This window comes from Shimia sp. R11_0 (genome assembly GCF_017744035.1).
In the GTDB taxonomy this organism is placed as follows: Bacteria; Pseudomonadota; Alphaproteobacteria; order Rhodobacterales; family Rhodobacteraceae; genus Shimia; species Shimia marina.
Map to the genome: position 1 here is coordinate 18,183 of NZ_JAGHQY010000001.1, position 20,311 is coordinate 38,493.

Genomic DNA, 20,311 nt, shown 5'->3' on the forward strand with positions numbered 1-20,311 from the left:
AACCCGGCCGGAGCGGAGGTATTTAGAGCCGCTTACTTACAGCCAGCTTCAATGTTGTTTTCCGCCGCGTAGGAGGCGGAGTCTTCCGCAACCAAAGCGCCAATGACTTCGCTGTCAGTCTCTTTAAAGTCAGAGATCAGCGACCAAGTCTGATTGGCGGCGTCCCACTGAGTCACACCAACGAGACCCGGACCACCGTGGTTTTCACAGGACACGTTGAAGCTCGGGCCGAAGTTCGGCATGCCCAGAGCGGTCATCTTGGCTTCGTCGATCACCAGGGCTTCCATGCCGTCGCGCATCATCGCCGGAGTGATCTCTGCGGTGCCGTGCATTTCCTGTGCGGTTTTGGCAGCCTCAGCTGCGAGCATCGCCGCGTACATGCCACGGTTGTAGAGCACGTTGCCAATCTGATCGCCGGCCCCTGCGGCTTTGCCAGTGTCCACAACATATTTCTGAATGTCGTCAAACACAGGGAAGTCACGACCCACGTTGTGGAAGGTCACGGCCTTGTAGCCATTGGCCTTGTCGCCTGCAGGCAGAACGTCATGCTCCGCACCGGACCACCAGACGCCGATGAAGTTTTCCATCGGGAAGCGAATGTTGGCGGCTTCCTGAATGGCCACCTGGTTCATCACGCCCCAGCCCCACATGACCACAAAGTCCGGACGCTCGCGGCGGATCTGAAGCCACTGGGATTTCTGTTCCTGACCGGGGTGATCCACCGGCAGCAGGGTCAGCTCATAGCCGTGCTTCTTCTGCAGTTCTTCGAGCGTGCGGATCGGCTCTTTGCCATAGGCGGAGTTGTGATAAACCAGCGCGATTTTCTTGCCGGAGATGTCACCACCGTTGGATTCCAGAAGGTAGTTGATCGCACCGGAAGCCCCATCCCAGTAGTTGGAGGGATAGTTGAAGACATTGCTGAAGACTTCGCCGTTGGCCGCAGAGGTCCGGCCATAGCCCATGGTGTGCAGCGGGATGCCGTCTGCGGTCACTTTCGGGATCAACTGATAGGTGATGCCGGTGGAGAGCGGCTGATACACCAAGGCGCCTTCGCCTTTGGTGGATTCATAGCATTCCACACCTTTGGCCGTGTTGTAGCCGGTTTCACATTCCAGCAGGCGGGTGGGCACGCCACCGATGCCACCGTCACGCTCGTTGAGCAGAGTGAAGTAGTCAGCATAGCCATCCGCGAAGGGGATGCCGCCTGCCGCGTAAGGGCCGGTACGGTAGCTCAGTGATGGGAACACCAGGTCCGCCATTGCCGGAGCAGCTGCCATCATGGCGGTCACGGCCATGGTTGCGAACTTCATTTTCATCGGGTTTCTCCTCCCTTGGTTTTTGTCCGATGTGTGTCCGGGGCCTCCCCGCCCCGGTGGATGGTCAGGGCCCCGCCGTCAGTGCGGGAAGGGCCACAACCGCAGTTTCTCCTTGGCCACGCGCCACAGTTGGGCGAGGCCATGGGGTTCAGCGATCAGGAAGACGATGATTAGCGCCCCCACGATCAGGAATTCGAGATGCGCGGCAATGTCGGTCGGCCAGCCGAGGCCACCCACAAGCAAGTTTTTCAGCAGCACCGGCATCAGAACCAGGAAGGCTGCGCCGGCAAAGGAGCCGAAGATCGAACCCAATCCGCCGATGATGATCATGAAGAGCACCAGGAACGACTGGTTGATGCCAAAGGCTTCGCCCACTTCCACCGCGCCGAGATAGACCGAGAAGTACAATGCACCTGCCACACCAATGAAGAAAGAGCTCACCGCAAAGGCAGACAGCTTGGCTTTCAGTGGATTCACCCCGATGATCTCGGCCGCAATATCCATATCCCGGATGGCCATCCATTTGCGTCCCTGCGTGCCCCGCGTCAGGTTGCGCGCGATGAGCCCCACGATGGTGAGCAGAACAAGACAGAACAGATAGGTCGCCCAGGCAGAAGTGTTCGGGCCGGTGACGGCAACGCCAAATACGGTGCGCTCAGGTGCCGAAATCTGACCAGAAGCGGAGTAGTTGTAAAACCACGGCACCCGGTTGAAGAGCCAGACCAGAAAGAACTGTGCCGCCAAAGTGGCCACGGCAAGATAAAAGCCTTTGATGCGCAGGGATGGCAGACCAAAGAGCACCCCGACCAGCGCGGTGACACCCCCCGCCAGAAGCACATGGATAAAGATGCTGATTTCGGGGAAAGAGGTCATGAGCTTATAGCAAGCGTAGGCGCCCACCGCCATGAAGCCCCCGGTGCCGAGGCTCACCTGCCCGCAGTACCCCACAAGAATGTTCAGACCAATCGCCGCGATCGAATAGATCAGGAACGGCAGAAAGATGGCATTCACCCAGTAGTCATTGATCAGGAACGGCACGGCGATGAAGGCAAAGAGCATCAGCGCATAGTAGCGATACCGGTCGAATTTGATCGGGAACGTCTGGTTGTCGTCAGCGTAGTTCGTTTTGAAATCGCCCGCTTCACGATAGAACATCAGCTGTTCTCCTCGTTGTATTCTTTTTCAAGATGGGACCGGTCCGCCCGGTTCCGTTGCTTTGCATAGCCGGAGCGCTCTGCGTGGCGCACCAGTTGGAAGTAAGCCCAGATGCCAACCATGCCCCCCACAGCCGCCAGAATGGCTGCAATGGTCATTTGCCTTGGCTGAGAGGCGTCGCCGGTGATGGCGAGGTATCCGAAGGCCCAGAAGCCGGACCAGGCAACCACATTGAGGAGGGCAAGGAGCTTTGGCATCGCGCGTTACACCCTTTCGATGATTTTCTCGCCAAACAGCCCCTGTGGGCGGAAGACGAGGAAGACCAGAGCCAGCACATAGGCAAACCAGTTTTCAGTTGCACCGCCCACCAGCGGGCCAACGGTGAATTCAAAGAGCTTTTCGCCCACACCGATGATCAGCCCGCCGACAATGGCACCGGGGATCGAGGTGAAGCCGCCCAGCATCAGCACCGGAAGCGCTTTCAAAGCGATCAGGGACAGAGAAAACTGCACCCCGGACTTGGCACCCCACATGATGCCGGCAACCAAAGCCACAAACCCAGCAACAGACCAGACCATGACCCAGATGAAGTTGAGCGAGATACCAACCGACAGCGCGGCCTGGTGATCGTCTGCCACAGCGCGCATGGCGCGGCCCTGTTTGGTGTACTGGGAAAACAACACCAGCGCGACCACAAGCACAGCCGCAATCGCCGTGGCGACCAGATCCAGTTGATCGAGGAAGAAGCCGTAGAAATTCTCATTTCCAAAGCCGAGCCACTGGGTGTTTTCCTCAATCCAGAAGCTGCCGCCCTGTGGCAGGCCAACATCCATTTTCTTGATGTCAGAGCCCCACATCAGATCGCCAAACCCTTCGAGGAAATAGGCCAGACCAATGGTCGCCATGAACAGGATGATCGGCTCCTGATTGACCAGATGGCGGAACACAAATTTCTGCACCGCCCAAGCGAGGAGCACCATGACACCCATGGTCAGAAGGATCGCCAGAATTGCGGGCACATGCCAGCCGAAATGGTGGATTTCCGTGCCGAGCGCGGCATTGATCAGATGGGCAAAAGGCACCTGGCCTTTCATGATCCCAACCAGAGTTGCTGCGGAAAACAGCGCCATCACCCCCTGGGCGTAGTTAAAGATGCCAGAGGCTTTGTAGATCAGAACAAAGCCCAGCGCGACGAGGGCGTAAAGCACCCCGGCCATCAGGCCATTGAGCACAACTTCGGTGCCGTAGAGAAGACTTTCAGGCATCAATCACGCCTCCGAATTGAAATTGGGACACAGGGGATTGCTCAGTCATGTGCCACCCCCAGATAGGCGTCGATGACGTCCTGATTGTTGCGCACCTCATCCGGTGTGCCATCCCCGATTTTCTTACCGTAATCCATCACCACCACACGGTCGGACAGATCCATGACCACGCCCATATCGTGCTCGATCAGCGCGATTGTGGTGCCAAATTCGTCATTCATATCAAGGATAAAGCGGGACATATCCTCTTTTTCCTCAACGTTCATCCCGGCCATGGGCTCATCCAGAAGCAGAATGGAGGGCTCCGCCGCCAGCGCACGCGCCAGCTCCACACGCTTCTTCAGACCGTAAGGCAGACGCCCCACAGGTGTTTTGCGGATGTGCTGGATTTCGAGGAAGTCGATAATGCGTTCCACAAAGGCGCGGTTTTCAACCTCTTCCTTTTCGGCACGGCCCTTCCACAGCGCCTGCTGGATCAGATTGGCATTCATCTGACGCAAGCGGCCTGTCATCACGTTGTCGAGCACGGACATGCCTTCAAACAGCGCGATGTTCTGAAAGGTGCGGGCGATGCCCTGCTGCGCCACCTGATAGGGCTTCATGGCGGGGCGTTTGGCCCCTTTGTACCAGACCTCGCCTTCTTGAGGCACATAGAAGCCTGAAATCACGTTCAGCATCGAGGATTTACCGGCCCCGTTTGGACCGATAATGGCCCTGATCTCGCCTTCACGGATATCAAAGGAGATGTCCGTGATGGCCTTCACACCGCCGAAACGCAGGGTGATGTTCTTCATTTCCATCACAGTTGGACCGATCGTGCGGCCGTCATCCGTAACGTAGCTGTCTGCGGGAACCTGTGTCATTCTGCTGCCACCTTGCTGGCCATGGGCACAACTTTGGCGTCGCGCAAATCAAGGGTCGCGCTGATGCTGCCCTTGCGGCCGTCTTCGTAAGTCACTTCGGTTGTCGTCGAGACCGAGGTGGCACCGCCATAAAGCGCATCCACCAGATCTTTGAATTTCTCCGCCACAACCACGCGGCGCACCTTGCGGGTGCGGGTCATCTCGCCGTCATCCGCATCGAGTTCTTTGTGCAGAACAAGGAAGCGGTGGATCTGACAGCCCGCCAGCATCGGGTCACCCGCCACAGATTGGTTGACCGTCTCCACATGATCCTGGATCGACTCGAGCACCTTAGGGTGCCCCGCCAGCTCCTGATAGGAGGCATAAGGGATGTTGTTGCGCTCCGCCCAGTTGCCCACCGCCGTCAGGTCGATGTTGATGAAGGCGACACAGCGGTCGCGGCCATTGCCAAAGAGCACCGCCTCCAGAATGTCGGGATAAAACTTCAGTTTGTTCTCGACATATTTGGGAGCGAACATGGAGCCATCGGCCATTTTACCAACATCTTTGGCGCGGTCGATGATGCGCAGATGGCCGGAGCCTTCCTCAAAGAAACCCGCATCGCCAGTTGCCACCCAGCCTTCGGCATCCTTGGTGGAGGCCGTGCTGTCAGGGTTGTTGAAATACTCCACAAATACACCGGGGCTGCGGTAGTGGATTTCGCCATTGTCGTCGATTTTGATTTCCACATCCGGCGCAGGCACACCCACGGTGTCCGCCCGCACTTCGCCATCTGGCTGCACAGTGATAAACACGGTGGCTTCTGTCTGGCCGTAGAGCTGTTTCAGGTTGATCCCCAAAGAGCGGTAGAACTCAAAGATTTCCGGACCAATGGCCTCACCAGCGGTATAGCCCACACGCACGCGGCCAAACCCCAGCGTGTCTTTCAGCGGGCCATAGACCAGCATGTCGCCCAGCTTGTACTTCAGGCGATCCAACAGCCCAACAGGCTTGCCATCCAGAATATCGCCGCCGACTTTCTTGGCGTGATTCATGAAGTGATGGAACATGCGGTATTTCATCTTACCCGCGTCTTCCATGCGGATCATCACATTGGTCAGCTGAGTTTCAAAAACGCGCGGCGGCGCGAAATAGTAGGTCGGGCCGATCTCGCGCAGGTCGGTCATCATCGTGTCTGCGGATTCCGGGCAGTTCACGCAGAAGCCTGTCCAGTAGGACTGCCCCACAGAGAAGATAAAATCCCCCACCCATGCCATCGGCAGATAGGCCAGAATTTCTTCGCCAGCGCCGAGATTGTCGAACTCAGCAGAGTTCTTAGCGCTTTCAATCACGTTGCGGTTGGAGAGCACCACGCCCTTGGGTTTGCCGGTGGTGCCGGAGGTGTAGAGCATGACACAGGTGCTGTCATAAGTCAGCTTGCTGCGCCGTGCCTCAAGATCGGTGATCCACTCATCATGAGCGGCACGGCCCTGTGCCTGAATGTGGCTGAACTCGTGCAACTGGTGGTGATCATACTTCCGAAGCCCGCGCGGGTCGATGTAGATCATATGCTTGAACTGATGCAGGTGCTCCTGGATCTCGATGACCTTATCGACCTGCTCTTGGTCTTCGACGATGGCGTATTTGGCACCGCAATGCCCCAGAATATACTCCATCTCATCCGCGGCACTGTCGTTGTAGACCGGCACCGGCACGGCCCCCACAGACTGCGCCGCCACCATGGACCAGTAGAAGTAAGGGCGGTTGCGCCCAATAACGGCGACAAAATCACCCTCTTCCACGCCCAGGTTGATCAGACCGAGCGCCAGAGCCTCAATTTCTTTCTCAGTTTCTGCCCAAGTCCAGGTCTGCCAGATCCCGAACTCTTTCTCCCGATACGCATCTTTGTTTGCGAACTGGGCGGCGTTCCGCTGCAACAGCGCCGGGATGGACGCGAGTCCTCCGGTCGCCTGTGACGACTGTGCCAAATTTTTATCCTCCCTTAAGCCCGTCGGAACGGGCCAAAACCGCGCGAGCGATTCCTCCACCTCTAGTGGTGCGCTTTTCACACTGTTGGTCAACTTTTTCCTGAACATTTCCCAATCCTTACGAATTGTAACAACATTCATTTCTGCCTTTTCGTCCCCCCGAATCAGGTGTTAGCGATAAAGGGAAGGAGGCCCCTATGGAGCGCGTGACCGGTGGAACACAGGCGATGACAGTCGCCGGGCTGAACCTGATCAAACAGGCGATGTCGATCTATGACAGTGACCTGAAACTTGTTGTGTCCAATGCACGGTTTCGGGAAATGTTCTCCATTCCCAAACCCTTGACCCAGCCGGGGGCTCCGTTCGCGGAGACCATTCGCTTTCTGGTAGAAAACGGAGAGTATGGTCACATACGCGATGAAGACAAAGAAGCCTTCATTCTGGAACGTGTCGACCGGGCCAAGAATTTTGAACCGCACTACTTTGAGCGTCAGCGCGCAGATGGGCGCTGGGTGAGTGTGGAAGGCTCTCCCATGCCACAGGGCGGCTGGGTGGCTGTCTATACGGACATCACCTCCACAAAACGGCAAGAGGCCCTGCTGCGGTCTCGCTCCGAGGAGCTCTCTGACCAGCTGCTGCAATATGCTGAAGAGCTTTCCGCCACCAACCGAGAGCTGGAATCCACCGTACATGCGCTGGAGGAGGTCAAAAGGCAGCTCACGGAAAGTGAAGCGCGCATGCGTCTGACGGCCGAGATGATGCCTGCGCATATCGCCCATGTGGGGCCAGACCGGCTCTACACTTATTCCAACCGTCGCCTCAGCGCGGTGATTCCCGGGCGCCCTTCTGATATTGTTGGCATGCATGCCAGCGAAGCTTTGGGCGACAGCGCCTATCGCGCAATCAAACCGCATCTGGATGGGGCCTTCAAAGGCACGCCATCGGTGTTCGAGTTCAACGAGCATCCCAGCACACGGCGCATCCGCGTGGCCTTCACCCCCGATGACAACGCAGGCCCAGAGCGCGGCGTCTATGTACTTTCAATGGACATCACCGAAGAAACCCAGACCCGCGTGGCGCTGCAACAGACCCGCCGCCGGGAGATCGCCGCCCAGATGACCAGCGGGCTGGCCCATGATTTTTCCAACCTGCTTACCATTATTCTGGGCACACAGACGAAATTGCAGAAAATGGCCCTCCCCGAAGAGGCCAGTGCCCTGATTGAAGCCACCTTGGGAGCCGCGCGCCGGGGTGGCACGCTGTTGGACAATCTGGCCAATGTCACCGGCCCGCGCGTGCCTCACCTTGCCGCGACAGATATGCGCGCCTTTCTTTCCGATCTGGAAACGCTGGCGCAGCCAACGGTGGGCGATGGTGTTGCACTGATCATCGAAAATGACATCCCGGCAGAGGCGCTGATGATTGATCCGGCCATGTTGCAGGACAGTCTGGTGAACCTTTTGCTGAATGCCGCCCATGCCTGTGGGCAAGTTAAAGCCGGGGGAGGGACCATTCTGCTGATTGCCGAACTGGTGCAGAACACCTGGGTCCAGTTCACTGTACGCGACACCGGGCCCGGCTTTTCCGAGGAGGCGCTCAACCGCGCGCTGGATCCGTTTTTCACCACCAAAGGCGCGGATGGGTCGGGGCTGGGACTGGCCATGGTCTATGACATGACCAAGCTGGTGGGTGGTGATATCAAGATTGCCAACACTGCAACCGGTGGTCAGGTGACGCTGCGGCTACCCCTACGACGGGCCGTACAGGATGCGACACCGGGTCTGGCCCTGCTGGTGGAAGACAACCCTGATCTGCGTGGATTGATCCGCGACATGCTCACAAGCATGAAACACACGGTGATCGAAGCCGCCAGTGTGGATGAAGCCCGTGTGCTGCTCGATCAGGTGCCAGACATCAATCTGGTGCTGTCAGATATTTCGCTGGAGGGCGATGAGACAGGCGTGGATCTGATCCGCGCGTTGGGGCGCGATCGTGTGCCCAGCTATCTGATGACCAGCTTGCCCCAAAGCCATCCGCTCTATATCGAAGGGGCCGCGCGTGCGCCTGTGCTGCCCAAACCCTTCACCGCCGAGCAGCTTGACCAATTCTTACATCCGAAATGAGCCCTGCCATGACCGCCCCGCTTGTCACGATTTTGGACGATGAACCGGAAATCCGCATGATTCTGGCCGATGCGCTGGAAGATGCCGGCTTTCGCACCATGGCATTTTCCCGTGCCACGGAATTTGAAGCGGCGCTGAAATCCACCACGCCGGATGTGTGCCTTGTGGATCTGGGCCTGCCGGACAAAGACGGCCTGACATTGGTACATCGGCTGGCGCTGGAACTGGGGGCGGCGGTGATCATCATTTCAGGTCGCGCGCAGGTACAGGACCGTATCACCGGGCTGGAACTGGGTGCAGATGACTACATCATCAAACCCTTTGACCCCACTGAGGTGGTTGCACGGGTGCGAGCCCGTCTGCGCAAAGAGCGCCCTTCTGCGCCAGTGGCCGCCAATACGGCGGTGTTCAATGGCTGGACGGCTTATTTCGACCGCTATGTTCTGGTGGATGAAACCGGGGCAGAGACCACCTTCAGCCATGCCGAAGGTGAGGTGCTGCGGCTGTTTCTGGACAGTCCCAAGCGTCTGATCAGCCGGGCGCAAATGCAGGAAACCCTTGGTGGAGCTGCCGGGGAAAGCTTTGATCGGGCGATGGATGTGCGCATTTCCCGACTGCGCACCAAGCTGAAGGAAGATCCCAAAAATCCCCGCCTTATCAAGACGATCTATGGCGCGGGCTATATCTTCCTTGGGGATGTCAGCTGGCAGTAAACTCCGCCAAATATAGACCCAAGGCCACCAAACACACAAAATATAGATTCCCAACCCAATATGCGGTATATGTTGGAAAGGCCCATTGCGGGCCATGGGACAGCATTTCTGGGGATGATGCATAAAAGATCACTCCCGCCTTCCCCGCAGACCAGACCATCGGCTGCGGGGAATTTTTTTGCAGGGCATTGGAGGGGGAGGCAGGCGGCTAGAGAGGCGCCTGCGTGGTATTAACATTGGGCAGAAAAGGGCGAAGCAAATTTGGATATCAACGAGATTGTCGTCGGCGTTGTAGATGTAGGTGCGCCAAAGAAAATTGGCTGGGCAATCAAATTTCGCGGTCAGAATGAAACCGGCCAAAACCTGGATGACTTCATTGACCGCTACCGAGAATTGGTAACGCATCACCCCGGCGCTCTGGGTTTTGAAGCGCCTTTATTCGTTCCAGTTAATCGCAAATTGTCAAATATTACCTCTCAGCGTAGCGGAGAGGCTGGTCGGCCTTGGTCAGCAGGAGCAGGTGCCACTGTCACAACGATCGGTCTCGCCGTTATGTCACACGTATTCGAAGGGCTTCGAGAAGACTTGGCGGGCACTCCATTCACACTTGATTGGCATGATTGGTCGTCCAAAAATTCGATTTTGGTTTTTGAGGCATTCGTAAGCGGTGCAGCACATGCCGGCGCAGGGGATCATCATCTCGATGCCTTGAAGGCAGCTGATACCTTCTCTTCTGCATACCCTGATCTGTCAGTTGCCAATACCGTGGAAGAAACGCGTGTTTTGTCACTCGCGGGAGCCTGCCTGCTTCGCGCAGGTTTAACGGTCGATGACCAAGACGCCCTTTCTGCCCCAGCACTCGTTATCAAACCTTAGGCAGGATTTCTGTAGGAGCGTCCGCATAAATCGCGGACCAACAGCAACTTTGTCCACACTGCTAACCTAAACCGCCCATGAAACAATAGCGCTCCCGAAAAACCTCCGGGAGCGCAGATGTCTGCCTTGCTATAAGCCTATTTCACCGCCAGCGTTTTCCAGCCGCCGCCTTCAACGACAGAGATCACAATCTCATCGGCACCGCGGTGATCCTCGGGCCCATAAGAGATCTGCCCGCCGGTCAGCTCATCAAGGTAGTTCAGGCTTTCCAGCCCGGCGAGGAAGGTTTCGTGGCTGAGCTCCGGGCCAGCGGCCTCCAGCGCGCGCACCACTGTATCCGCCGCAGAATAGCCCAACATGGCAAAACCAGAGGCCGGTTGATCAAATTTCGCCTGATAATCCGCAATGAATTTCGCAGGAACAGGGTCACTGGCACGGGCATAAAGATCCTGCCAGCCGGATGCCGCATAAAGCCCATCGGTCACACCGCCCGGCACGGCAGCCACAGGTTCCAGAAAGCCCGCAGAGGTGTTGAGGAATTTCACATCAGTCCAGCCCAGCTTCTTGGCGGTGCCCACCACCGTGATGCCCTGCCGCACGCCCAGCGCCATGGTGACGATGTCACATTCTGCCGCCTTAAGCTTGGTGAGGGAGCCGACAAAATCCAGCTCATCCGGCTTGTGGGTGGTTTCACCGGCCATGGTCAGGCCCAGCGCCTTTGCGGTGTCGGCCGTGGACTCGGCAATCTCCTTGCCAAAATCAGAGGGAATATACATGGCGCAGACTTCTTTGGCGTCAAACTCTTCTGCCAGATAGGTCACTCCGGCCTGCACCTGATCATAGTAACTGGAGAAGGCAATAAACTTGTTGTCCACCGGCTCCTGCAGCATCTGACGTGCGGCAGAAAGCGGGCCGATGTTGGGAATGCCTTTGGGGTCCAGCAGCTTGAAACCCGCCGTGTTCATCGGCGTGCCAAGGCTGAGCAGCATGGCAAACACCTTGTCGCGATTGAGCAGCTTGTTGTAGCCCTGCATCGCGCGCGGGATCTGATAACCGTTGTCCTCCACAACAAACCGGATCTGACGCCCATGGATGCCGCCACCGGCATTGGCTTCGTCAAAGCGCATATTGGCACCATTCACCGCAGGCACACCCACGGCGGCAAAAATACCGCTGAGATCATTGACTGAGCCAATCACCACTTCGCTGTCACTCACCCCCTGCGTATCCGCAGAGACCTGAGACGCGAGCGCCGCCGCGCCAACTGCCAGAGCCGTCGTCAGTTTTTTCATGTTTTCCTCCCGTTTAACCGTGGTGCGACACCACCTGCGTTTGAGCTTAGTACATTTCCTCAATCAGACCTGCGTGTTTCTTCTCCACGAAGCTGCGCTTGAGCTTCATGGTCGCCGTAAGCTCCTCATCTTCGGCGGTCAGAAGCACATTGATCAGGCGGAAATCCTTGATCTGTTCCACCCGTGCGAAGGCGTGATTGACCTCCTCAACCTCTCCCTTGATCAGATCCACCACCTCCTGCGACGCGCAGAGAGAAGCGAAATCGGAAAAGGGCACTTTGCGATCCTGCGCATATTTTTCTACGTTCTCCTGATCAATCATGATCAGGCAGGTGAGATATTTGCGCGCATCGCCAATCACCACCGCATCGGAAATGTAGTGGCTGAATTTCAGACGGCTTTCGATTTCGGCAGGGGTGATATTTTTGCCACCGGCGGTGATGATGATGTCTTTCAGACGGCCCGTGATCGTGAGGAACCCGTCATCATCCAGCTTGCCCACATCCCCGGTGCGCAGCCAGCCATCTTCGGTGAAGGTCTCTGCGGTCTTCTCATTGTTACGCCAGTAGCCCTGAAAGTTGTTAAGCCCGAGGGTCTGGATCTCCCCATCATCCGCAATGCGTGTGCCCACCCCCGGACAGGGCCGCCCCACGGAACCAATCTTATTGTCATTGGGCAGGTTGATGGAGGCCAGCCCGGCATTTTCTGTCATGCCATAGCCTTCCAGAAGCTGCACCCCAATCGCCCAGTACCAGCGGATCAACTCCGGCGAAATCGGTGCCGCCCCGGTGCCGCCACGGCGCATTTTGTCCATACCCAGCATCCGACGCAGATTGCGCAGCACCAGCATATCCCAGACCGCATAATGGGCCCGCACCCCCAGAGGCACAGGCTTGCGCGCCAACAGATAATCGGCCCGTTTCAACCCGGCCTTGATCGCAAGATTGAAACACAGACGCCCGATCGGCGTGGCCTCCTGCGCCAGCACCCGCACCCGTGAATAGACCTTTTCCCAAACCCGTGGCACCGCCGTGAAATGCGCAGGCGAGACCTCCCGCAGATTGTCAAACACCGTCTCCGGGCTTTCGGCAAAATTCACCGTCGCCTTGCCTGCAATCGGGAAATAGACAGAAACGTTGCGTTCCAGAATATGGCACAGCGGCAGAAAGCAGAGCTGTTCATCATGATCCTGCGTCGGCAGCGCATGCGCGCCCGAAACACAGGCCGAAATCACATTCTCCTGTGACAGCATCGCGCCTTTGGGCATCCCTGTGGTGCCGGAGGTATAGATCAACAGCGCTGTGTCCTCTGGGCGGGTCTTGGCTATCTCTGCCTCAAACACCCCATGGTTTTCCGCTTCATAGGCGCGCCCGGTTTCATAGAGCTCATCAAGAAACACGCATTTTTCATGCCGCAGATCATGCAGACCATCCTGATCCAGAATGATGACCTTTTCCACGTGGCTGGCTTGGTCTTCGATCTCCAGAAACTTGTCGAGCTGCTCATCGTTTTCGACAAAGAGGAAGCGGCTGCCGCTGTCGCGCAGAAGATACTCCAGCTGGCTGGCGCTGTCGGTGGTGTAGACACCGGAGGCAATGCCACCGACACATTGAATGCCCATGTCCGCATAGAGCCATTCCTTGCGGTCCTCTGAGAGAATGGAGACCACTTCACCGCGCGCCAACCCCAGTGCCCGCAGGCCGAGACCCAGCCATTTGGCATGGGTCCAGTAATCCTGCCAGGAATAGCTCTGCCAGATGCCGAGGTCTTTTTCGCGATGGGCCGTGCGGGTTGCCAATTGTGCGCAGCGCTTCTGGAACAGGCTGACAATCGTGTCGCAGCCATCCACCAAAGCGGGTTTCTGCCCCGGAACGGCGGAGACAATCACCCCGTTGATTTCGATCTGTTTGGCGGGCGTGGGCCTTGTGTGACTGTTCATGTGTGACCTCCCCTCAGCGCCATGTCTTCTTGCGTTTCCAGCGCCGCTCACCGCGCGCGCCGTCTTCCTGATGGCCCAGGTAAAAGGCCTTGATGTCTTCGCTTTCCATCAGGCGCTCAGAAGTGTCATCCATCACAATGCGGCCCACCTCCATGACATAGCCCACATCAGCCAGCTCAAGCGCCACTCTGGCGTTTTGCTCCACCAGCATCATAGTCACGCCTTCCTCTTTGTTCAGACGTTTGAGGATGGCAAAAATCTCCTGCACCAACAGCGGTGAGAGCCCCAGAGAGGGTTCATCCAACAGCATGATCTTGGGGCGCAGCATCAGGCCACGACCAATGGCGAGCATCTGTTGCTGACCACCGGACAGCGTGCCAGCCTCCTGATGGCGGCGCTCTGCGAGAATGGGGAAATAGTCAAAGACCATCTGACGGTCTTTTTCGATCTCGGCCTTGTCTGACCGGGTATAGGCCCCCAGCGTCAGGTTTTCCTCCACGGTCAGAAGGGGGAAAACCTCACGCCCTTCCGGCACATGCACAATGCCACGGCCCACCACCTTATGGGGTTCCATGCCCTGTATCTCGCGCCCTTCAAACAGGATCTGGCCTTTCTCTGGATCCATGATGCCTGAGATGGTTTTCAGCAACGTCGACTTGCCCGCGCCATTGGCGCCCAGCACGGTCACCACCTGTCCCTGCTCCACCTTCAGGGAGACGCCGCGAATGGCCATGATCGGACCATAGAAGCTTTCGATATTCTGGATATCCAGCACTGTTTCGCCCATCACACCACCCCCGTGCCCAGATAGGCCTCAATCACCGCCGGATCAGATTGCACCTGCGCGGGCGTGCCTTCGGCCAGTTTGGCCCCATCCGCCAGCGCGAGAACGCGATCCGATACGCCAGAGACCAGCCCCATATCGTGCTCCACCATCAGAACGGTGATGCCCATCTGTTTGCGGATGTCATCAATCCACCAGCGCATGTCCTGCGTCTCTTCCACCGAGAGACCAGAGGCCGGCTCATCCAAGAGCAATAGCCGCGGCCCGGAGGCCAGCGCGCGGCCCAGTTCCACCACTTTGCGCACCCCATAAGGCAGGCCCGCAATCATCTTGTCGCGGTAGGGCTGCAGATCGAGAAAGTCGATGACATCCTCCACGGCGGCGCGGTGGCGCTCTTCTTCGCGGCGCACCTTGGGTGTGAACAGCATCTCCTGCACCATATTGGTTCTGCGATGGCGATGCCGCCCCACCAGCAGGTTTTGCAAAACCGTGGCGTGGTCAAACAGCTCGATGTTCTGAAAGGTGCGCGCGATCCCAAGATCGGCCACCGCATCGGCACTGCGCGCCAGCAGGTTCTGGCCGTCAAACCGCAAGGCCCCCGCATAGGGGTCATAGAAGCGCGAGATCAGATTAAAGACGGTGGATTTACCCGCCCCATTGGGGCCAACGATGGCATAAACTTCGCCTTCTTTGACCGAAAAACTCAGATCATTGACCGCAACCACACCGCCAAATTTGAGCGTGGCGTTCTCAATTTCCAGCAATTGGCTCATCTCAAACGCTCCGTTTTCAGATAGCTCTTCTGGCGTTTGAACATGTCTTTGCGCGCAAACGGAAAGAGCTCAAACCAGATGCGGATTTTCATCCAACGGCCATAGATGCCCATCGGTTCAAACAGGATGAACAGGATCAGGATCATGCCAAAGACACCGGTTTCCAGCCCTGGAATGGCGACCGAGCTGCCCCCGACCAGATCTTTGGCCATGGAGAGAAACTGCGGCAGGAAAGCCACCACCACCGCGCCAAAGAAAGCGCCGTGGATGGAGCCCAGACCGCCAATCACGATCATCATCAGCAGGGTGATGGAAATCACGATGGAGAAGGTCTCATTGTTGAAGGCCCCCGCATAAAACCCCATCAAAGCTCCGGCGAGCCCGGTGATGGCACAGGACAGCCCGAAAGCCGCCGCCTTGGTGCGCGCGATATGCACGCCCATGGCGCTGGCGGAGACCTCGCTGTCACGCACGGCGGCAAAGGCACGCCCCAATGGGGAGCGCAGCAGATTGCGGTAGGCCAGCGTGCAAAGCACGGTGATCGCCAGCACCAGCCAATAGAAGCGATCCGGCGTGGTCCAGCGCTCTATCTCGATGCCAAAGATGGTGATCATCGGGGCAAATTTGCCTGACACCCCATCGGTGATCGGATCCAGCAGCACGATGATGTCATCGGCCAGAATAGAAAGCGCAATCGTGGCAATGGCCAGATAAATACCATGCAGGCGGATCGCGGGAATGGCGATGATCGTGCCCACCACACCGGTCAGAATGCCCGCCACAGGAAAGGCAAGCAGGAAGGGCCACCCCTGCTCCATAAAGATGATGCAGGAATAGCATCCCAGCGCCAGAAAGGCGGCATGCCCAAGGCTCGCCTGCCCGGTCTGTCCGGTCAGAAGCATCAACCCAAGCCCCGCAATGGCCCAGATCAGCACATTGGTGACTTCGCCCAGAAAGAAGTCATCCATCAGCCAGGGCAGAGCCACCGCGATCACCAGCAGGGCAGCATAGACGCCAAAGCTCCAGAGATCGGGAAAGAGGCGGATGTCATGATCATATGAGGTTTTGAAATGTATCCGCATCGGCTCAGACCTTCTTGATCCGGACCTGTGAGAACAGGCCATGGGGGCGGAACACCAACACCAAAAGCAGCAGCGCATAAGGAGCGATCTGGCTGTAGCCCGCCGGGAAATAATAAGAAGCGAAGGGCTCGATCACCCCAACAATCAGCCCGCCCATCAGCGCACCGGGCAAGCTGCCAAAGCCGCCAATCACCGCTGCGGCAAAGGCCTTGATACCAAGCAATCCTGAGCTGATTTCAATCGCGCCCTTGGAGGCAAACAGGATGCCCGCCACGGCGGCCACCGCGCCGGACAATCCCCAGATCATCCCCTGCACCCGCTTCACCGGAATGCCCATGAAATACGCCGCCATCTGGTTCTGACTGGCGGCCTGCATCGCCAGCCCCAGACGGGTGCGTTGAAAGAACTGATAGAGGCAGAGCGTCAGCAGCACCGTCACCACGATCACGGCCAGATCCGCCATGCCCAGCACCACGCCGCCCAGATTGAAATCGCCCACCGCGAGCGGGCTCTCAAGGGTCTGTGGCTCATGGCCCCAAATCACCCCGGCCACAAAACGGATCACAAAGCCCAGCGCGATGGTCAGGATCACCACCGCCGTCTGGCTTTGCCCAAAGAGATGCCGCAGCACAAAGAAATCTAGCAGATAGCCCAGCACGGCCATAATGACGACAGCCAGCGGCGCGGCGAGCCAGAAGGGCAAGCCCATATAATGCGCGTTGGTGAGCCCCAAACAAACAAAGGCGCCGAGCATCATGAAATCGCCTTGGGCGAAATTCACCTGTTCGGTCGCCTTGTAAATGAGCACGAAGCCAAGTGCGATCAGACCGTAAACACAGCCGTTCGCAAGCCCGCTGACGAGCAATTGCACAACTTCCAATCTATCCTCCCGTGCCGGGTTTCCCGGCTTTATGGGATCAGTCTCCGGAGCGATTGCCTTCGCGTCAAGCTTGCCATACCTCCCAATATGCAAGCCTCCGTTACGTCACCCTAAGATTTCCATACGCCTCCGTATGCTCCTGTCTTTCTTTGCTTCAAATCCCGCGCTAGATGCCGCGGTGCCGCAAAATCCAATTAGTGTGATACCCTGCATCCCCAAGAAACTCACTGAGCGCGCGATCCCGCTTCATGAACAAACCAAGGTCCATGGCGTCGGTCATGCCAATGCCGCCATGCATCTGCACGCCCTCTTCCGTGGCCTGCCGCCCCACGCGGGCCAGTTTGGCCTTGGCGGCGCGGGTGAGCAGCTCGCTGTCGTCACTGCCTGCATCCAACGCGTTGAGCGCTGCCGCTACCAACGAGTCCGCCTGTGCCAATTCACAGTAGAGATCGGCGGCACGATGCTGCAACGCCTGAAATTGTCCGATCAGGACGCCAAATTGTTTGCGCGTGCGCAGATAGTCAAAGCTCTGTTCAGCTGCCGCTTTGGCCACGCCAAGCTGCTCTGCGGCGGCAACCGCGCGGCCTGCTGCCAGCGCCTGAGCCAGCGCAGCTTCGGCCTCCGGCCCCATTGCCAGCACATCCGCCTGCGCAAGCGCCACATCCTCAAAAGCCACCGCGGCAGCATTGCGGTGATCCAGCATGATCTGTTCGGTGACCACAACCCCATCCGCCGCTGGATCAACCAGCACCAAAACGCATGCGCCCCCCTGTTTGGCCACGACGATCAGGCGATCCGCCGCGCCGCCATCCACAACAAAACCCTTACGCCCGGTCAAACGCAGGCCACTTGCCGTTTCCGCCAGGGTTGTTGCGATCCGGTCTGGCCGGTGCTTTGTGCCTTCCTCCAGCGCAAGCGCCATGGTGACCTGCCCTTCGGCAAGACGCGGCCCCCAATGCTGCAGCGCAGTACCGCCAACAGCGCGCAGCACGGTGGCGGCCAGAATCGCCGATGACAGAAACGGGCTGATGGTGAGGTTGCGTCCCATTGCTTCCGCAATCAGCCCGGCAGCACGATAGCCAAAGTCCACGCCGCCAACCGCCTCCGGAAGCAAAATACCCATCCAGCCCATCCCTGCGATCTCACTGCGCAGCGCAGCGTTTTTGTCATCGCCTGCATCCCGTAGGGCCCGGAAAGCCTCAACGCCATGCCCTGCCTTCAGAAACCCCTGCGCGGCTTCGGCGATCAGTTTATGATCTTCGCTCAACACTTCCATAAGCTCACCCCGGCAATTTCAAAACGGCTTTGGACAGGATTGACAGCATGACCTCAGAGGTGCCGCCTTCGATGCTGTTTCCTTTGGCGCGCAGCCAGTCTTTGGCCGCCTGCCCCGCGCTGTTGGCTGTGCCTTCCCAGACCAGATCATCCGCCCCACCGGCAGACACCCTGAGACTCTGTCGGCGTTTGTTGAGCTCAGTGCCAAGATATTTCAGCTCTGCGGAGCGCGCGCCCAATTCATGCCCCGCCCGCATATAGGCGCCAGACATCTGCATATGGGCGTCAAAACAGATTTCATCGACCAGAAACTGGCCCAGCTCGGCACGCAGCATCGGATCATCCAAATGCCCATCTTCGTTCACCCCGACGGATTGAATGGCATCCGCCACCAAATCCGTCTTGGCAAAGAGCGCATTGTCAGAAGCGCCAATCATTTCGCGCTCATGGGTGAGCAGGTATTTCGCGATGGTCCAGCCCTGCCCCCGCTCCCCGACGATCTGATCCTTGGGCACTTTCACATCGTCAAAAAAGGTTTCGCAGAAGGGTGATGCCCCGGAAATAAGTTTGATCGGCCGCGTGGAAACCCCGGCGCTTTCCATATCAAACAGGAGAAAGGAAATGCCCGTGTGTTTCGCCGCCTCCGGCTCTGTGCGGACCAGACAGAAAATCCAATCTGCCTTGTCGGCGTAAGATGTCCAGATTTTCTGACCTGTGACGGCGAAATGATCCCCGTGATCAACGCCCTTGGTCTGCAAACCGGCCAGATCCGACCCCGCACCGGGTTCGGAATAGCCCTGACACCAGCGGATCTCACCGCGCGCAATTTGCGGCAGGTAATGGCGCTTCTGCGCCTCTGTGCCAAACTCCAGCAAGGCGGGCCCCAGCATCCATATGCCAAAACTCTGCAGCGGCGGGCGCGCGTTAATGCGAGCCATCTCCTCAGCCAGGATTTTTTGCTGCTCTCCGGAGAGACCGCCGCCGCCATATGCTTTGGGCCAACCCGGCACGGTCCAGCCGCGCGCAGCCATGGCCTCCAGCCAAGCCTTCTGAGCCGCAGAACGGAAGGTAAAATGCCGCCCGCCCCAACAGATGTCCTCTTCGGACATCGGCAGGCGCATCTCCTCCGGGCAGTGTGTCTCAAGCCATTGGCGTGTCTCCTGCCGAAACAGGGCCAAATCCGTCATGCTGTTCCTCCCTTGCCCCAACAGCCTCTTGCAGGGCTGCGTTGCTATTGGGATGCAAACATACTACTAAGTATGCTGTCAATCACAGGTCCCAAGCAGACGCCACGTCACCTCAAAGGGGGGCACGGCAAAGATAGCCAAATGAACTCAGAGCCAAACAGCCCGTCACAGGCGCCAAAACCGAAAATGAGCCGCGCCAAATCCGAGGTACTGGACGCCGCTGCGGAGGTGTTCATGACGCTGGGCGCGGAGGCGGCCTCTATTGACGATGTGGCCCGCCATCTTGGCGCAACCAAAGGCCGGATTTACCATCATTTCCCCTCAAAGGGCGTGTTGTTGGCAGAAGTCTGTCTGAGGGCTGCGGATTTTGCCCACCGCGCGGTGCATCCGGTTCTGGACCCGGATCTGCCACCGGATGTACAATTGCGGCAGATGGTCTGCGCCCATATTCCCGCCGTGCTGGGCAGCCTGCCTTATCATAAAGTGATCCTGCAGTCTTTTGTGGGCATGTCTCAGAAATCCACCACAGCGCTGGAGCGCAGCCTGCTAGCGGACATCCGACAAGAGCGCAAAGCCTATGAAACCCTATTTCGCGATGTGATCAGCCGCGGCATGGCGTGCGGGGCCTTCCGGTCGCAGAACATCTCAGTGGCGCTGCACTCGGTGCTGCTGATGGTGAATGCGCCGGTGTTCTGGTATCAGCCGCGCGCCGAAGAGCCGTCGGAGTTTATAACCGACCTGTCAGAGCAGCTTGCGGATATGGCCGTGGCCGCTCTGCAATAGTTCGGCCTGCGGGCGCACTTGGCTGGCGTGCTGGTGGC

At 58.0% G+C, this 20,311-nt stretch carries 18 protein-coding genes; 4 read left to right on the forward strand and 14 right to left on the reverse strand.

The genetic code is table 11. From position 1 onward, the window contains the following. Positions 1 to 32: 32 nt before the first annotated feature. From J7382_RS00085 to J7382_RS00110, 6 genes are all read right to left on the reverse strand, one after another. Entirely contained in the window at positions 33 to 1,316 is a 1,284-nt protein-coding gene (locus J7382_RS00085; RefSeq protein ID WP_209066329.1) for an ABC transporter substrate-binding protein, read from the reverse strand. Positions 1,317 to 1,394: 78 nt separating this feature from the next. Next, entirely contained in the window at positions 1,395 to 2,471 is a 1,077-nt protein-coding gene (locus tag J7382_RS00090; RefSeq protein WP_209066330.1) for a branched-chain amino acid ABC transporter permease, read from the reverse strand. After that, complete coding sequence (locus tag J7382_RS00095) at positions 2,471 to 2,728, reverse strand: hypothetical protein (RefSeq protein WP_058239868.1); 258 nt, start codon at positions 2,726 to 2,728, stop codon at positions 2,471 to 2,473. The genes J7382_RS00090 and J7382_RS00095 overlap by 1 nt, the downstream gene beginning before the upstream one ends. 6 nt (positions 2,729 to 2,734) lie before the next feature. Then, positions 2,735 to 3,736 (reverse strand): branched-chain amino acid ABC transporter permease, encoded by a 1,002-nt coding sequence (locus J7382_RS00100; RefSeq protein WP_209066331.1) that lies wholly within the window; start codon positions 3,734 to 3,736, stop codon positions 2,735 to 2,737. A 41-nt stretch (positions 3,737 to 3,777) separates the two neighbouring features. After that, the gene (locus J7382_RS00105) at positions 3,778 to 4,599 is read right to left on the reverse strand and encodes an ABC transporter ATP-binding protein (protein WP_209066332.1); all 822 of its coding nucleotides are present in this window, start codon (positions 4,597 to 4,599) and stop codon (positions 3,778 to 3,780) included. Further along, on the reverse strand, positions 4,596 to 6,566 hold the full coding sequence (locus tag J7382_RS00110) for an AMP-binding protein (RefSeq protein WP_247744766.1): 1,971 nt from the start codon (positions 6,564 to 6,566) through the stop codon (positions 4,596 to 4,598). Before J7382_RS00110 ends, J7382_RS00105 begins: the two co-directional genes overlap by 4 nt. 197 nt (positions 6,567 to 6,763) lie before the next feature. Between J7382_RS00110 and J7382_RS00115 the strand changes: the two genes are divergently transcribed. From J7382_RS00115 to J7382_RS00125, 3 genes are all read left to right on the forward strand, one after another. Beyond that, positions 6,764 to 8,689 (forward strand): PAS-domain containing protein, encoded by a 1,926-nt coding sequence (locus tag J7382_RS00115; RefSeq protein WP_209066334.1) that lies wholly within the window; start codon positions 6,764 to 6,766, stop codon positions 8,687 to 8,689. An 8-nt stretch (positions 8,690 to 8,697) separates the two neighbouring features. After that, the gene (locus tag J7382_RS00120; protein ID WP_209066335.1) at positions 8,698 to 9,402 is read left to right on the forward strand and encodes a response regulator transcription factor; all 705 of its coding nucleotides are present in this window, start codon (positions 8,698 to 8,700) and stop codon (positions 9,400 to 9,402) included. Between the two features lie 261 nt (positions 9,403 to 9,663). Next, a complete protein-coding gene (locus tag J7382_RS00125; RefSeq protein WP_209066336.1) occupies positions 9,664 to 10,278 on the forward strand; it encodes a hypothetical protein in 615 nt (204 codons plus the stop codon). Positions 10,279 to 10,415: 137 nt separating this feature from the next. Here the strand turns inward: J7382_RS00125 and J7382_RS00130 are convergent, their stop codons facing one another. From J7382_RS00130 to J7382_RS00165, 8 genes are all read right to left on the reverse strand, one after another. Next, the gene (locus J7382_RS00130; protein WP_058239863.1) at positions 10,416 to 11,570 is read right to left on the reverse strand and encodes an ABC transporter substrate-binding protein; all 1,155 of its coding nucleotides are present in this window, start codon (positions 11,568 to 11,570) and stop codon (positions 10,416 to 10,418) included. Between the two features lie 46 nt (positions 11,571 to 11,616). Then, positions 11,617 to 13,509 carry a long-chain fatty acid--CoA ligase gene (locus J7382_RS00135; RefSeq protein ID WP_209066337.1) on the reverse strand — a complete coding sequence of 631 codons (1,893 nt, stop codon included), beginning with the start codon at positions 13,507 to 13,509 and terminating at the stop codon, positions 11,617 to 11,619. A 13-nt stretch (positions 13,510 to 13,522) separates the two neighbouring features. Continuing rightward, positions 13,523 to 14,296, reverse strand: a complete 774-nt coding sequence (locus J7382_RS00140) for an ABC transporter ATP-binding protein (protein ID WP_209066338.1) — start codon at positions 14,294 to 14,296, stop codon at positions 13,523 to 13,525. After that, positions 14,296 to 15,066, reverse strand: a complete 771-nt coding sequence (locus J7382_RS00145) for an ABC transporter ATP-binding protein (RefSeq protein ID WP_058239860.1) — start codon at positions 15,064 to 15,066, stop codon at positions 14,296 to 14,298. The genes J7382_RS00140 and J7382_RS00145 overlap by 1 nt, the downstream gene beginning before the upstream one ends. Continuing rightward, positions 15,063 to 16,148 carry a branched-chain amino acid ABC transporter permease gene (locus J7382_RS00150; protein ID WP_209066339.1) on the reverse strand — a complete coding sequence of 362 codons (1,086 nt, stop codon included), beginning with the start codon at positions 16,146 to 16,148 and terminating at the stop codon, positions 15,063 to 15,065. Before J7382_RS00150 ends, J7382_RS00145 begins: the two co-directional genes overlap by 4 nt. A gap of 4 nt (positions 16,149 to 16,152) precedes the next feature. Next, positions 16,153 to 17,028 carry a branched-chain amino acid ABC transporter permease gene (locus J7382_RS00155; protein ID WP_058239858.1) on the reverse strand — a complete coding sequence of 292 codons (876 nt, stop codon included), beginning with the start codon at positions 17,026 to 17,028 and terminating at the stop codon, positions 16,153 to 16,155. 166 nt (positions 17,029 to 17,194) lie between these two features. Continuing rightward, entirely contained in the window at positions 17,195 to 18,304 is a 1,110-nt protein-coding gene (locus tag J7382_RS00160; RefSeq protein WP_209066340.1) for an acyl-CoA dehydrogenase family protein, read from the reverse strand. Positions 18,305 to 18,308: 4 nt separating this feature from the next. Then, the gene (locus J7382_RS00165) at positions 18,309 to 19,490 is read right to left on the reverse strand and encodes an acyl-CoA dehydrogenase family protein (RefSeq protein WP_209066341.1); all 1,182 of its coding nucleotides are present in this window, start codon (positions 19,488 to 19,490) and stop codon (positions 18,309 to 18,311) included. A gap of 141 nt (positions 19,491 to 19,631) precedes the next feature. Here J7382_RS00165 and J7382_RS00170 point away from each other — a divergent pair, with 141 nt between their 5' ends. Continuing rightward, entirely contained in the window at positions 19,632 to 20,273 is a 642-nt protein-coding gene (locus J7382_RS00170) for a TetR/AcrR family transcriptional regulator (RefSeq protein WP_247744767.1), read from the forward strand. The last annotated feature ends 38 nt before the right edge of the window (positions 20,274 to 20,311 follow it).